Genomic DNA, 14,383 nt, shown 5'->3' on the forward strand with positions numbered 1-14,383 from the left:
GAACCTCGCCAACGCAAGCCAGCCCAGGGTTCGGGCCGGTGCTTCTGCCGATTCCGGCATTCACACCACAAGAAAGGGAAATACGATGTCCCAGGTAACGCAACCGCGTGTGCGTCGAGTGTGGGTGGTCCTTGGTGCGTCCGTTCTGTCATCGCTGCTGCTGGCCACGCCTGCGCTGGCCGGTGACGTCCAGCTCAGCGGCCTGCAGTCCGCGCCGACGCACCAGCGCTTCATCGTGAAGTACCGCGACGGTAGTGCGCCGGTGGCCAACACCACCGCACTGGCCTCTTCGCTGAAGAGTGCCGCCGCCGGCCTGGCCAGCAGCCAGGGCCGCGCGCTGGGCCTGCAGGAGGTCCGCAAGCTGGCCGTTGGCCCGACCCTGGTCAGGACCGATCGGCCGCTTGACCAGGCCGAATCCGAGCTGCTGATGCGCAAGCTCGCCGCCGACCCGAACGTGGAATACGTCGAAGTCGACCAGATCATGCGTGCGACGCTGACCCCGAATGACACCCGCTTCAGCGAACAGTGGGGCTTCGGTACCTCCAACGCGTCGATCAACGTGCGGCCGGCCTGGGACAAGGCCACCGGCACCGGCGTGGTGGTGGCCGTGATCGATACCGGCATCACCAACCATCCCGATCTCAACGCCAACATCCTGCCTGGCTATGACTTCATCAGCGATGCCGCGATGGCGCGCGATGGCGGCGGCCGCGACAACAACCCGAATGACGAGGGCGACTGGTACGGCGCCAACGAGTGCGGCTCGGGCATCCCGGCCTCCAACTCCAGCTGGCACGGTACCCACGTCGCCGGCACCGTGGCGGCGGTGACCAACAACAGCACCGGCGTGGCCGGTACTGCGTTCAATGCCAAGGTCGTCCCGGTGCGCGTGCTGGGCAAGTGCGGCGGTTACACCTCCGACATCGCCGACGCGATCGTGTGGGCCTCTGGCGGCACCGTCAGTGGCGTGCCGGCCAACGCCAATCCGGCCGAAGTCATCAACATGTCGCTGGGTGGTGGCGGCAGCTGCTCCACCACCTACCAGAACGCCATCAACGGCGCGGTCAGCCGTGGCACCACCGTGGTGGTCGCCGCCGGCAACAGCAACACCAACGTGTCCTCGTCGGTGCCGGCCAACTGCCCGAACGTGATTGCCGTGGCGGCCACAACCTCGGCCGGTGCGCGTGCCAGCTTCTCCAACTACGGCACCGGCATCGACATCTCGGCACCGGGCCAGAGCATCCTGTCCACGCTCAACACCGGCACCACCACGCCGGGCAGCGCCAGCTACGCGTCGTACAACGGCACCTCGATGGCGGCGCCGCACGTGGCCGGCGTGGTTGCGCTGATGCAGTCGGTCGCGCCAAGCCCGCTGAGCCCGGCGCAGGTCGAGAGCATCATCAAGAGCACTGCACGCCCGCTGCCGGGCGCCTGCTCGGGTGGCTGCGGCGCCGGCATCGTCGACGCCAACGCGGCCGTGGCTGCGGCGATCAACGGCGGTGGCAACCCGAACCCGGGTGGCAACGTGCTGCAGAACAACGTGCCGGTGACCGGCCTGGGCGCTGCAACCGGTGCCGAGCTGAACTACACCGTCGCCGTTCCGGCCGGTAGCAGCCAGCTGCGCGTGACGATCAGTGGCGGCAGCGGCGATGCCGACCTGTACGTGCGCCAGGGCAGTGCCCCGACCGATACCAGCTACACCTGCCGTCCGTACCTGAGCGGCAACAGCGAGACCTGCACGATCAACAGCCCTGCCGCCGGCACGTGGTATGTGCGGGTGAAGGCGTACAGCACCTTCTCGGGCCTGACCCTCAACGCCCAGTACTGAGCCCAAGACCCTCTCCATGGGCACGCCCTGGCTCCGGCCGGGGCGTTCTTGCTTCTGTAGCCAAGCCCATGCTCGGCTGCTCCGGCTGCGGACCGTTCTGCCGCGCTGGCATGCGGTTGCCGAGCATGGCTCGGCACTACAAGGGCAGCGCTCTGGCAGGTGCCGACCTTGGTCGACCGCGGTTCCTCAGACCGACTCGAAGCGGTTCGCAGCCACGTTCTTGCGCACGTGCTGCGGATCGAAGATCCGCCCGTTCATCGCGATGTACACGCCGCTCGGCAGCGACTGCACCGCACCGATCGCACAGCCGATGTTGAACTCCGCATCCGAGCCGCGGAAGCGTGCCGGGCTCAGTGCACCGGTCATCACGATGGTCTTGTCCGGGATCGTCGCCAGCACCTTGCCGGTCTGCACCATCGAGTCGGTGCCGTGGGTCACCAGCACGTGCCGGGTCGGCTGCGCGGCGATGGTGGCGCGGATCAGCTCGCGGTCCTCATCGTTGATGTGCAGCGAATCCTTGCGCAGGATCGGAATCACGTTGAAGCGGAACGTCACGCCCAGCTCGCGCAGGATCATGCCGATCTGCGGATCGCCGATCTGGTAGTCCGACTTGTCGTCGAAGTAGATCTTGTCGATCGTGCCACCGGTGGTGACGACCAGGAGCTCTTCCATCATGTGCATGCGCGAAACCAGGACAGGTACTGCGGCGCGGGGCCAGGAATGCAGATGATACGGCCCAGCGGGCGCAGCGTCAGCGTTGCTTGCCGAAGCGGGCGCGCAGGCCGGGCAGGCTGGCGCTGAAGATCACCAGCAGGGCCAGCGCGATCTCGATCAGCGCCAGCCAGCGCGTTTCCGGATGGCTCCAGGCGCTCATCACGCCGTGGCTGAACCAGCCCAGCGCCAGGACCGAGGCCCAGAATCCGGCCTTGCGCCAGCCCAGGTGCACGGCGATGGCCAGCGCCAGCGGCGGCGCGGTGAACACCAGCTGGGTCGCCAGCCAGTGCTTGTCATTGATGAACCAGCCGGCGAACAGCGCGGCCAGCCCCGTCAGGGCCAGCAGCAGGACCGTGCGCGGTGTGGCGGTCATCGGGCCAGCCGCTGCGCGATGCCGGCCACCCGGCGCCCCAAGGCGCGCGCCAGCACGGCTTCGTCGTCGGTCGGCTGCGGGTCGTCGGCGGCACCGGCGACGTGGCTGGCGCCATAGGGTGTGCCGCCACTGGTGGTATGGCTCAGCGCCGGTTCGGTGAACGGGATGCCGACGATCACGCAGCCATGGTGCAGCAGCGGCACCTGCATCGACAGCAGGGTCGATTCCTGCCCGCCATGCATGGATGCGGTGGAGGTGAACACGCCGGCCGGCTTGCCGGACAGGGTGCCATTGACCCATTCGGCGCCCAGCCCATCCAGGAAATGCTTGACCGGCGCGGCCATGTTGCCGAAGCGGGTCGGGCTGCCGAGCAGCAGGCCCTGGCATTCGACCAGGTCCTGCACGCTTACATAGGGGGCGCCATCGTCGGGCACCGGCGGCTGCGCGGTCTGGGTCACTGCGGCCACCGGCGGCACCGTGCGCAGGCGCGCGGTCATGCCCGGCACTTCGCCGATGCCCCGCGCGATCTGGCGCGCCAGCCGTGCCACTGAACCGCCCCGGCTGTAATACAGCACCAGAATCTCGCCCATCGTGCCCGCTTCTCCTCGTCGTGTGGCCACCAGTATGGCTATCCTGCGAGCATTCCGCATCGGGTACCCTTCCACCGATGGAACCTTTGGATACGCTCAACCTGTGGATGGAGCGCGCGCGGGATCGCGCACGGGCCATCAGTTTCGGTCGCTTCCTGTGGCATCGCTTCCTCGACGACCGCCTGTTCCAGGCAGCGGCGGCGCTGGCGTACACCACGGTGTTCGCGCTGGTGCCGCTGGCCATCGTGGTATTCGGCGTGCTCTCGGCCTTTCCCGTTTTCGACCGCTGGAGCGATCAGCTCAGCGACTACGTCTTCTCCAACTTCGTGCCCAACGCCGCGCGCGCGGCCGAGGGCTACCTGCGGCAGTTCTCGGCCAGTGCTGGCCAGCTCACCGCCGCCGGCTTCATCGCGCTGGTGGTATCGCTGCTGATCACGCTCAACAGCGTGGAAGAGACCTTCAACCAGATCTGGCGGGTCGGCTCGACCCGGCCCAAGCTGACCCGCTTCCTGGTCTACTGGACCGTGCTGACCCTGGGCGCGATGCTCGCCGCTGCGTCGCTGGCGGTGTCGGCGCGGGTGTTCGCGTTGCCATTGTTCGGTACCCAGGAGGGCCGTTGGCTGGCCGAACTGGCCCTGCGGCTGGCGCCGATCCTGATCGAGTTCGTCTGCATCACGCTGATGTTCCGGGTGGTGCCGCACCACACCGTGAAATGGCGGCACGCGATACCCGGCGCGATCCTGGCGGCGGTGATCCTGGAGCTGGTGAAGTGGGGCATCGGCGCCTATCTGGGCAGCTTCCAGTCCTACCAGAAGCTGTATGGCACGGTCGCCTTCGTGCCGATCCTGCTGCTGTGGATCTACCTGTGCTGGGTGGCGGTGCTGCTGGGTGCGTCGCTGGCCTCCTCGATGGCCGCCTTCCGCTACCAGCCGGTGGAACTGCGCCTGCCGCAGGGGTATGAGTTCTATGGACTGCTGCGCCTGCTTGGCCGCTTCCAGCATGCACGGGCCAAGGGCAAGGGCCTGGCCGATGACGAGATCCTGCGGCTGGAGCCGATGCTGACCGATTCACTGCTGCAGGACCTGATCTGCAACCTGCAGGAGATCGACCTGCTGCGCCGCGATGAGCGCGGCGAGTGGCTGCTGTCGCGCGACCTGGACCAGGTCAGCCTGGCCGATCTTTACGAATGCACCCAGCTGCGCATCCCGGTAGCCGAGCAGCACCTGCCGTACCGCGACGACAGCCTGGGCCGTGCCGCCTTGGCGGCGCTGGATGACCTGCGACTGCCCCTGCGCGAACGCCTGAAGCGCAAGGTCAGTGATATCTATATCGACTCTGGAGACACCCCATGACCCGCAAGACGTCGTTGCCGCTGCTGCTCCCGTTGACCCTGCTGCTGGCCCTGGCGGCCTGCAAACCGGCCCAGGAGCCGGCACCGGCCAGCAGCCAGCCACCGGCGCAGGCGCCGACGCCGAGCACGCCGGCACCGGTCGAGGAAACCCCGGTCGAGCGCACCACCGCCGAGTTCCCGACACTGAAGATGAAGGCGGTGGATGGCAGCGACTACGACCTGGCCGCGCATCGCGGCAAGTGGGTGGTGGTGAACTTCTGGGCCACCTGGTGCGCGCCGTGCCGCAAGGAGATGCCCGAGCTGTCGGCCCTGCATGCGATGCGCAGCAACATCGAGGTGGTCGGCTTGGCCTACGAGGACATCGAAGTGCCGGAGATGCAGTCGTTCCTGACCAAGCATCCGGTGACCTATCCGATCGTGATCGTGGACCCGTTCGATCCGCCGGCCGACTTCGCCACGCCGCGTGGCCTGCCGCTGACGCATCTGCTGGACCCGCAGGGCAAGCTGGCGCATACCTTCCTCGGCCCGGTGACCGCCGCCGACATCGAAAAGCAGATCGCGGCCGCCAAGTAGGTTGGGTATCGGCAGGGCTGCGCCCTGCACCTGCGGTAGTGCCGGCCGCTGGCCGGCAACCCCAGCAAAAGCAACAGCAACAGCAACAGCCCAAGCGGGTTTCCTGTGGGGAGGCGGGGTGGGTCCGGTTGCGGGGGACGCCGTAAATACGTCCCTGTAGGCTCGGTCGCCGCATCCATGCGGCTCACGCCCCCGCAACCGGACCCACCCCGCCTTCGACAGTTCGCCGCGATCTGTCGGAATGCATGGCCTGCTCTTGGTGGGTGTCGACCACGCTGCTGTTGGTGGGTGTCGACCCTGGTCGACACGTAGATCCACGCCATGCGTGGATGCTCTTCGTTCAATTGTCGAAATATTCGATTTCAATGGAGATTCATCCACGCATGGCGTGGATCTACTTCCGTCACCGGAAATTCCTCGGGGATGGGGTGGTGTGGGTTGGCAGGACCGTTGGCGCCATGGATGGCGCCATCGAGCCCCCATGGATGGGTTTACGGCGTGTCCTGCCAACCCACACCACCTCAGCCAACAAGCAAAACTCCCAGAGCCGGCTGTTGCCGTTGCTCTGGCTTCGGCAGGTGCAGGGCCGCAGGCCCTGCCGACCAACCCTATCCCTCGACCGGGAAGTCCTCGATCGGCTTCAGCACATCGTAGTGCTCGCGATGCAGCTTGCCCTTCAGCTTCGGCAGCTCCGGCAACGGCGCATCCACCCGTGTGTCCGGCAACCGGTCCAGCAGGTTGCGCACCAGGGTCAGCCGGCCCAGCCGCTGGTCGTTGAAGTCCACCAGTGTCCACGGCGCCGCCTCGCGATGCGTCGCACGCAGCATCGCCTCGCGGGCCTCGGTGTACGCGCTGTACTTGCTGCGTGATTTCAGGTCCACCGGAGAAAGCTTCCAGCCCTTCAGCGGATCGAGATGGCGTTCGGCGAAGCGCTTTTCCTGCTGCTCCTGGTCCACGCACAACCAGTACTTGAACAGCAGGATGCCGTCGTCCACCAGCAGCTGTTCGAACACCGGTGCCTGGCGCAGGAACTGCTGGTATTCGGTTTCGCTGCAATAACCCATCACCCGTTCAACACCGGCACGGTTGTACCAGCTGCGGTCCATCAGCACGATCTCGCCGGCGGCGGGAAGATGCGCGGCGTAACGCTGGAAGTACCACTGCGTGGCTTCACGGTCGGTTGGCTTGGGCAGCGCCACCACCCGGCATTGGCGCGGGTTGAGATGCTGGCTGATGGCCTGGATCGCGCCGCCCTTGCCAGCTGTATCGCGGCCTTCGAACAGCACCAGCAGGCGTTGCCCGCTGTACTGCACCCAGCGCGCCATTGCGGTCAGTTCCAGCTGCAGCGGCAGCAGCAGTTCGTCGTAGTCCTTGCGCTTGAGCTTGGCCATCGTCACACCACGCGGGGAGGAAGCCGGAGCGTAACGCAGGGGTTGCTCAGGGGGTGTCGACGCCCTGCCAGCCCTGCTCGCCCGCCAGCGTCTGCAGCAGGGCGGAAAGGTCATGGGCGAAACCGGCCATGTCGAACACACCGCTGTCTTCGCGTGCCTGTGCCAGTTCGGCACGCAACGCTGCCAGCGCCACCGGGTCGTTGCCCAGCGCGCTGGCGGTGGCGATGAACGCCGCATCGTCGGCAACGTTCATCCGCGAGAGACCCAGATGATGGTTGAGGCTGCCGGCCACGCGCGCGGCGAAGGTATCGCCCGGGCAGGTCAATACCGGGCAGCCGGCCCAAAGCGCGTCGGACGCGGTGGTATGCGCGTTGTACGGATGCGTGTCCAGGAACAGGTCGGCCAGCTGATAGCGGGCCAGATACTGCGGATGCGGCAGTTTGGCCATGAACACCAGCCGCGTTGGATCCAGGCCTGCGGACTGCGCGGCCGCACGCAGGCGCGCATCGGCCTTGCCGGGCCCGGACAGCAGCCACAGCACGCTGCCGGGCACGGCCTGCAGCACCGCGAAGGCGCGGCCCATGCTGCGCGGGTTGAGCTTGTAGCTGTTGTTGAAGCAGCAGAACACCACGCCGCGTTCGGGCAGGCTGCACTCCGCGCGGGACGGTGCCGGCTCCAGTACGCGGGTGTTGTCCGAGGGCTGGAAGGCACGTGGCAGGCGCAGGACGCGTTCGCTGAAGTGAGGTTCCAGCGATGCCGGCAGCACGAATTCGTCGGCGACCACGGCATCCAGCCAGCGCGCACCTGATGTGCCGGGGTAGGCCAGCCAGTTCAGCTGCAACGGGGCCGGGCGCATGGCCAGCACTTCGGGCGTGCCGCCGCCCCCCCAGCCGCGCAGGTCGAACAGCAGGTCGATGCCCTGTGCACGTATGCGGGCCGCGATATCGGCATGCCGCAGTGCGGCCACCTCATGCAGCCGGGTGGCGGCCTGCAGGCGTTCGCGGATGCGGCTGCCATCGGCGTGGTTCAGCGCGAACAGGTGCAGCTGCAACGCCCGGTCATGACGCAGGTGTTCGAGCAGGGCCGCGGTCAGCAGCCCGGTGGGATGGGCGCCGAAGCCATTGGAGAGGAAGCCGACGCGCAACGCGCCGTGCTCGCGAACCTTCACTGCAGGAAGGGGGCGCACCGCCGACGCAACGACCGCGGCGCGTGCGCGCGCACAGGCCAACTGCTCGGCAGCGCTGGCGTCTTCGCTGAGGAAGGCGAAGGGCTCCACCGCACCCTGGCCGGCGGCGAGCGCGTTGCGCACCTGCGCAGCCAACGTGTCCACGTCCTGCCAGTCGCACAGGCGGCGCTGCCAGGCCAGGCGCTGCGCGGCGATGTAGGGTTCGCCCGGCATCAGCGCGTGCGCGCGGCGATAGGCCGCTGCCGCGCCTTCGGCATCATCGGCATCTTCCAGCGCATGGCCCAGCCACAGCGCGATGCCCGGGTGCTGCGGGGCCAATGCCGAGGCCTGGCCGAGCAGCTTCGCCGCGTCGGCGTGCGCGCCGGCCATCCACGCCACGCGGCCCAGCCGCGCCAGCGCTTCGGGGTGGTTGGGGCGCAGCTGCAGGGCGCGTCGTGCGGCCTGCTCGCCGGCAGCGATGTCGCCGGCTTCCAGTTCCAGGTCGGCCAGCATCACCCAGGCGACGAAGTCGCCGGGCTGGCGTGCGATCGCCTGCTGCAGGTGCTGCCGCTGCTGCCAGGCCGTCATCGTGCTCAGCCCGCCGACAGCTGGGCCAGGGCGTCGACCTGGTGTTCGTGGCTGAGCCGCTGCAGCAGCGGGTCGAGGTCACCGGCCAGGATGTTGGGCAGGTCGTACAACGTCAGGCCTTCCACGCGGTGGTCGGTGATCCGGCCCTGCGGGAAGTTGTAGGTGCGGATGCGCTGGCTGCGGTCGCCGCTGCCGACCTGCAGGCGCCGCGATTCGGCCTGTGCCGCGTCCTGGCGCTGGCGCTCGGCATCGAGCAGCTGCGCCTTCAGGCGCTTCATCGCCTTTTCGCGGTTGGCGTGCTGGCTGCGCTCGGTCTGGCACTCCACCACCACGCCGGTCGGCACGTGGGTGATGCGGATCGCGGACTCGGTCTTGTTGACGTGCTGGCCGCCGGCGCCGGACGAGCGGAACGTATCCACCTTCAGGTCGGCCGGATTGATGACGATGTCATCGACTTCGTCGGCCTCGGGAATGATCGCCACGGTCGCGGCCGAGGTATGGATGCGGCCCTGAGATTCGGTGGCCGGCACGCGCTGCACGCGGTGCGTGCCCGATTCGAACTTCAGGCGCGAGAACGCACCACGGCCGACCACACGCGCCACCACTTCCTTGTAGCCGCCATGCTCGCCGGGGTTGTCCGATTCGATCTCGACCTTCCAGCCCTGGCGCTCGGCATAGCGGGCGTACATGCGGAACAGGTCGCCGGCGAAGATCGCGGCTTCGTCGCCGCCGGTGCCGGCGCGTACTTCAAGGAACAGGTTGCCTTCGTCGCGCGGATCGCGCGGCACCAGCAACAGGGCCAGTTCCTGTTCCAGCTCCTGCAGGCGCGCCTGGGCGGCGGCGATTTCCTCGTCGGCCAGCTCGCGCAGATCGGGGTCGGCACGCATGCCTTCGGCGGCGGCCAGGTCTGCCTTGGCACGGGCTTCATCGGCGAGCGCGGCAGCGACCGGCTCCAGTTGGGCGAATTCGCGCGAAAGGTCGCGGAAACGGGTGTTGTCGGCGACCACATCGGGTTCGGCGAGCAGGCGTTCCAGTTCTTCGCGGCGCTCGGCCAGCGCTTCCAGCTTACGGCGCAGGGTCGGCGTCATCGGGTCTCACGGGTGGGTGGTGGTAGCCCGGCGTGGCCGGGAACAGGCGCTCGGCGGCGCGGGTCAGGTCGGCATCGCCACTCAGCGCGGCGGCGCGCAGTGCGGCGGTCGGCGGATGCAGCAGGCGATTGGTCAGGCCGTGGGCCAGCAGCTCCAGCACTTCGTCGGCGGGCTTGCCGTTGGCCAGCTGCTGGCGTGCGCGCTCCAGCAACTCGGCGCGGGTGGCCTCGCCGAACGCACGCAGCTGCCGCAAAGGCGCCTGATGGGCACTGGCCTGCTGGGTCTCGACGTAACGCGATACCTGCAGGTCGATGATCGCCTCGGCTTCGGCGGCGGCCTCGCGGCGGCCACGGCGGTTGTCTTCCACCGCGCGTTCCAGGTCATCGACGGTGTAGAGGAAGGCATCATTGAGCGTGCCGACCTCGGCTTCGATGTCGCGCGGAACGGCCAGGTCGAACAGCAGCATCGGCTTGTGCCGGCGTGCACGCAGGGCCTTGGCGACCATCTCGCGATGGATCACCGGCTCGCGCGCGGCGGTGGCCGAGAACACCACGTCGGCCTCGCCCAGGTGGCGGTCCAGTTCGGTCAGCGGCAGGGCCACGCCGCCATGGCGGCTGGCCAGTTCCTGCGCGTGGGCGAGGGTGCGGTTGGCGATCAGCAGCCGCCGCACCTTGCCTTCGCTCAGGTGCCGTGCAGCCAGCTCGATGGTCTCGCCGGCACCGACCAGCAGCACGGTGGAGTCGTCCAGCCGGGCGAACGCGTTCTGCGCCAGGCGCACGGCCGCCGAGGCCACCGACACCGGGTTGGTGCCGATCTGGGTATCGGTGCGCGCACGCTTGGCCACCGAGAAGGTCTGCTGGAACAGGCGGTCCAGACGCTGTCCGAGCAGTCCATGGTCGCGCGCGGTCGACCAGGCGTCCTTCACCTGGCCGAGGATCTGCGGTTCGCCCAGCACCATCGAGTCCAGCCCGGTGGCGACCCGGAACAGGTGGCGCACAGCCTCGGCATCGGCATGCTGGTACAGATAGCCCTGCAGGTCGCCGGCCTGGCTGCGCAGCCACTGGTCCAGCGCCTGTGCCGAGTCGGCCACGGCGTACAGCTCGGTGCGGTTGCAGGTGGACAGCAGGACCGCCTCGGCGATCTGCGGGGTATCGCGCAGCGAGCCCAGCGCACGCGGCAACGCCTCACCGGCGAAGGCCGCGCGCTCGCGCAGCTCCACCGGTGCGGTCTGGTGATTCAGTCCGAGCACCCACAGGGTCATTGTTCAGTTGCTTGCGATAAGCTGCTGGCCATTGGACGACATTTTAAGGCCCCGATGCCGACGATGCCCGCATTGATTCGCATCCCCAGTGTTCTGCTGCTGTCCCTGGCCTGCGCCCAGGCTCTGGCGGCGGTGCCGGCCAGGGCCCCCGTGCGGGCCGCGGCCACCGAGGAACTGGCGCTGGAGCCGGTGATGGCCGGTGAGTTCGCCCTGCAGGCCGGCAAGCTGGCGGAGGCCGCGCGCTGGTACCTGCAGGCGGCGCAGCAGACCGACGGCGATGCCGGCCTGGCCGAGCGCGCGACCCGTATCTCCATGCTTGCCAACGATGACGCCAGCGCCGCCAAGGGCCTGGCCCTGTGGCAGCAGCGCGCCCCACGTTCGTTGACCATGCGCAGCGCCGCCGGTGCGCTGGCCATGCGCCAGGGCGATGTGAAGGCCGCCCGCACTGAACTGCAGGCGCTGCTGGCCGACCCCGACGAGCGCGGCTGGAAGTTCGCCCTGGCCGCGCTGATCGGCGGTGGCCGCGACCCCGCGGTGCCTGCGCAGGTGCTCGGCGAGCTGGTCGATGCCAATGCCATTCCACCGAAGATCGAGGCCTGGCAGGAGTTCGGCCGCCTCGCCCTGCGCATGGACAAGCCCGACCTGGCGCGGCGCATGATCGATGAGGTGGTCAGACGCTTCCCCGAAGAACCGCGCGTTGCCTTGCTGCGTGCCAGCCAGCTGCAGCAGGCGGGCGAGACCGACAAGGCCTTGTCGCTGCTGCACGACGTCGAGCCGAAGACCCGGCAGGACCCCGAGCTGCGCAATGCGGTGGCCATCGCCTACGACAGCCTGGGGCAACCGGCTGCGGCCGAGCGCGTACTGGCATTCGGCCCGCAGGATGTGCAGACCTGGGGCATGCGCGCTTCACTGTTGGCCAAGCAGGGCGACAAGGCGGCGCTGTCCAACCTCTACAACGAACTGTCGCGGCAGGCGGCCAAGCCGGACCCCGCGCAGCGCCTGTTGCTGGGCAAGATCGCCGAATACCTGAAGCGCTATCCCGAGGCGGTGCAGTGGTACCACAGTGTGCCCGGCGGTGATGAGCTGAGCGAGGCGCGCCTGCGTGCGGCCAACGCCCAGGCCCTGGCCGGACGGCTGCCGCAGGCATTGGATGAGGTGCACGCGATCCAGTCCGACGCGGTGGTCGATGATGATGTGCGCCGTGACGCGTATCTGCTGGAGGCCGAGCTGCGCCAGCGCGGCGATGACAGTGCTGGCGAACTGGATGCGCTGGCCCGCGGCCTGGCCGCCTACCCGGATGACAATGGCCTGCTGTACGCCCGCGCGCTCACCTGGGAGCGTCGTGACGATATTCCGCGCGCCGAGGCCGACCTGCGCAAGATCCTGGTGACCGACCCGGAAAACGTGCCGGCGCTGAACGCGCTGGGCTATACCCTGGCTGACCGTACCGGGCGCCTGCAGGAGGCGCTGGAGCTGATCGACCGCGCCCGCGTCGCCGAGCCGGACAACGCCGCCATCGTCGACAGCTATGGCTGGGTGCTGTATCGCCTGGGCCGCAAGGACGAAGCGCTGGTGCAGCTGCGCCGGGCCTGGACCCTGGCCAAGGACCCGGAGATCGCCGCCCATGTCGGCGAAGTGCTGTGGGTGCTGGGCAAGCATGACGAGGCCCGCCACTTCTTCGACGAAGCGGCCAAGCTCGACCCTGAAAACCGCGCGCTGCTGCGCGCCCGCGAGAAATTCAATCCATGAGTGTTTCCCTGATCCGGCCGCTGCTGTTGGCGGCTGCGACCCTGGCGGTGACCGCCTGTACCAGCGTGGGCACGCAGAAGACCCCGCCACCGGCGGTGGTCGAGACGGTCTCGGCCGAAGCGGCGCAGGCCGAAGCCGCGCGCGTGGCCGCCCTGCATGCACAGCCGGACTGGGCCTTCCAGGGCCGGGTCGCGGTCAGCAAGGGCAAGGACGGCGGCAGCGGTCGCATCGACTGGAAGCAGGAAGGCCGCCGCTACGTGGTGGAGTTGAGCGCGCCGGTGACCCGGCAGAGCTGGAAGCTGACCGGCGATACCCATTCCGAAGCTGGCCGTCTGGAAGGACTGGCAGGCGGCCCGCGCGACGGCGAGGACGCCCAGCAGCTGTTGCTGGAGGCGACCGGCTGGGACATTCCGGTCAACCAGTTGCCGGAGTGGATCCGCGGGCTGGTCGCCGGCGACGCCGCCGGCCCCGAGACGGTCGAACGCGACGCTGACGGCCGGCCGCGCCGCATGCAGCAGATGGGCTGGCAGGTGCAGTACCTGGACTGGTACCCGGCCGAGGCCGGGCGTCCGGCGCTGCCGCGCCGGATCGAAGCCAGCAATGGTGACGCCAAGGTGCGCCTGCTGGTGGATCAGTGGGGGCAGGGCGCCCCATGAGTGTCGGGCGCGATGACGCGGGCTGGTCCTGGTGGCCGGCCCCGGCCAAGCTGAACCTGTTCCTGCACATCACCGGCCGCCGCGCCGACGGCTATCACGAGCTGCAGACCGTGTTCCGCCTGCTGGACTGGGGCGACCGCATCGGCCTGCGCCTGCGTGAAGACGGCCAGGTGCGCCGGCACGGCGAGGGCCTGGCGGGCGTGGCCGAGGCCGATGACCTGGCGGTGCGTGCCGCGAAGCTGCTGAGAGAGTCGACTAATGTCGCGCAAGGTGCGGACATCATCGTTGAAAAGCATGTTTCCGCCGGCGGCGGCTTCGGTGGCGGCTCGTCCGATGCAGCCACGGTCCTGGTGGTGCTGAACCGGCTCTGGCAGGCCGGGCTGGACGAAGAGGCGCTGGCCGCGCTGGGCCTGCGCCTGGGCGCCGACGTGCCGGTGTTCGTACGCGGCCGCAACGCCTGGGCCGAAGGGGTGGGCGAGCGCCTGCAGCCGATCACGCTGGCGCCGGCCTGGTATGTGGTGGTCGAACCGGGCGTTCATGTTCCCACGCCGGCCCTGTTTGCAGACCCGGATTTGACGCGCGACAGCCCAGTGGCGAAAATAGAGGACTTCGCTTCCGGGACCCTGGTCGGGAACGCGTTCGAACCGGTGCTGCGCCGCCGTGAGCCTGCCGTCGAGGCAGCGCTTGCCGCGTTGAGCGACATCGGCCCGGCGCGGCTGACCGGTTCGGGAAGTGGTTGTTTCGTCGAATTCGCGTCGCAGTCTGCTGCAGAGCAGGGACGGTCGAAATTGCCGAAGGAGTTGCGGGCAAGGGTGGCAGCGGGCGTTGCGCGTTCGCCACTGCTGGATGCACTCGAGCAACACTGATTTATCAATGCAGGGGCGTCGCCAAGAGGCCCAAGGCACCAGGTTTTGATCCTGGCATTCGTAGGTTCGAATCCTACCGCCCCTGCCAATAGCGGCTGTGTCCGCGCCTTCCAGCGCATCGCCCGCGCGGGGCGTGGAAACAACCGCGGTGTTGTCAGCAGCAAGGGTCCATCCGGGTCCTTGCCGCCCC

General features: G+C 68.6%; 13 protein-coding genes and 1 tRNA gene. 7 read left to right on the forward strand and 7 right to left on the reverse strand.

All coding sequences use genetic code 11. From position 1 onward, the window contains the following. Positions 1-85: 85 nt before the first annotated feature. Positions 86-1,828 carry a S8 family peptidase gene (locus ACMGRF_RS01965; protein WP_049414943.1) on the forward strand — a complete coding sequence of 581 codons (1,743 nt, stop codon included), beginning with the start codon at positions 86-88 and terminating at the stop codon, positions 1,826-1,828. A gap of 186 nt (positions 1,829-2,014) precedes the next feature. Here ACMGRF_RS01965 and ACMGRF_RS01970 read toward each other — a convergent pair whose 3' ends face one another. From ACMGRF_RS01970 to wrbA, 3 genes are all read right to left on the reverse strand, one after another. After that, complete coding sequence (locus ACMGRF_RS01970) at positions 2,015-2,500, reverse strand: asparaginase domain-containing protein (RefSeq protein ID WP_010481766.1); 486 nt, start codon at positions 2,498-2,500, stop codon at positions 2,015-2,017. A gap of 79 nt (positions 2,501-2,579) precedes the next feature. After that, complete coding sequence (locus ACMGRF_RS01975) at positions 2,580-2,915, reverse strand: DUF2069 domain-containing protein (protein ID WP_049414938.1); 336 nt, start codon at positions 2,913-2,915, stop codon at positions 2,580-2,582. Then, positions 2,912-3,505: an NAD(P)H:quinone oxidoreductase gene (gene wrbA / locus ACMGRF_RS01980; RefSeq protein ID WP_049438254.1), complete on the reverse strand. Its 594-nt coding sequence runs from the start codon at positions 3,503-3,505 to the stop codon at positions 2,912-2,914. Before wrbA ends, ACMGRF_RS01975 begins: the two co-directional genes overlap by 4 nt. Positions 3,506-3,582: 77 nt before the next feature. Between wrbA and ACMGRF_RS01985 the strand changes: the two genes are divergently transcribed. Further along, positions 3,583-4,857, forward strand: a complete 1,275-nt coding sequence (locus tag ACMGRF_RS01985; RefSeq protein ID WP_049414931.1) for a YihY family inner membrane protein — start codon at positions 3,583-3,585, stop codon at positions 4,855-4,857. Continuing rightward, a complete protein-coding gene (locus tag ACMGRF_RS01990; RefSeq protein ID WP_049414929.1) occupies positions 4,854-5,429 on the forward strand; it encodes a TlpA family protein disulfide reductase in 576 nt (191 codons plus the stop codon). Before ACMGRF_RS01985 ends, ACMGRF_RS01990 begins: the two co-directional genes overlap by 4 nt. Positions 5,430-6,037: 608 nt before the next feature. Here ACMGRF_RS01990 and ppk2 read toward each other — a convergent pair. The 4 genes from ppk2 to hemA are packed head-to-tail and all read right to left on the reverse strand — an operon-like array spanning position 6,038 to position 10,922. Further along, on the reverse strand, positions 6,038-6,820 hold the full coding sequence (gene ppk2, locus ACMGRF_RS01995; RefSeq protein WP_049439764.1) for a polyphosphate kinase 2: 783 nt from the start codon (positions 6,818-6,820) through the stop codon (positions 6,038-6,040). A 46-nt stretch (positions 6,821-6,866) separates the two neighbouring features. Beyond that, the gene (locus tag ACMGRF_RS02000; protein ID WP_049416968.1) at positions 6,867-8,573 is read right to left on the reverse strand and encodes a tetratricopeptide repeat protein; all 1,707 of its coding nucleotides are present in this window, start codon (positions 8,571-8,573) and stop codon (positions 6,867-6,869) included. Between the two features lie 5 nt (positions 8,574-8,578). Further along, positions 8,579-9,661, reverse strand: coding sequence for a peptide chain release factor 1 (gene prfA / locus ACMGRF_RS02005; protein ID WP_262222878.1), 1,083 nt, complete (start codon positions 9,659-9,661; stop codon positions 8,579-8,581). After that, entirely contained in the window at positions 9,639-10,922 is a 1,284-nt protein-coding gene (gene hemA, locus ACMGRF_RS02010) for a glutamyl-tRNA reductase (RefSeq protein WP_099494655.1), read from the reverse strand. Before hemA ends, prfA begins: the two co-directional genes overlap by 23 nt. 63 nt (positions 10,923-10,985) lie before the next feature. Between hemA and ACMGRF_RS02015 the strand changes: the two genes are divergently transcribed. From ACMGRF_RS02015 to ACMGRF_RS02030, 4 genes are all read left to right on the forward strand, one after another. Further along, positions 10,986-12,671, forward strand: a complete 1,686-nt coding sequence (locus ACMGRF_RS02015) for a tetratricopeptide repeat protein (protein WP_176746374.1) — start codon at positions 10,986-10,988, stop codon at positions 12,669-12,671. After that, the gene (lolB, locus tag ACMGRF_RS02020; RefSeq protein WP_049416975.1) at positions 12,668-13,327 is read left to right on the forward strand and encodes a lipoprotein insertase outer membrane protein LolB; all 660 of its coding nucleotides are present in this window, start codon (positions 12,668-12,670) and stop codon (positions 13,325-13,327) included. Before ACMGRF_RS02015 ends, lolB begins: the two co-directional genes overlap by 4 nt. After that, positions 13,324-14,193, forward strand: coding sequence for a 4-(cytidine 5'-diphospho)-2-C-methyl-D-erythritol kinase (ispE, locus tag ACMGRF_RS02025; RefSeq protein WP_099485616.1), 870 nt, complete (start codon positions 13,324-13,326; stop codon positions 14,191-14,193). The genes lolB and ispE overlap by 4 nt, the downstream gene beginning before the upstream one ends. A gap of 11 nt (positions 14,194-14,204) precedes the next feature. After that, positions 14,205-14,281, forward strand: a tRNA-Gln gene (locus tag ACMGRF_RS02030). Positions 14,282-14,383: the final 102 nt, after the last annotated feature.

The organism is Stenotrophomonas sp. EMP41, from assembly GCF_047495535.1.
GTDB classification, from domain to species: domain Bacteria; phylum Pseudomonadota; class Gammaproteobacteria; order Xanthomonadales; family Xanthomonadaceae; genus Stenotrophomonas; species Stenotrophomonas sepilia.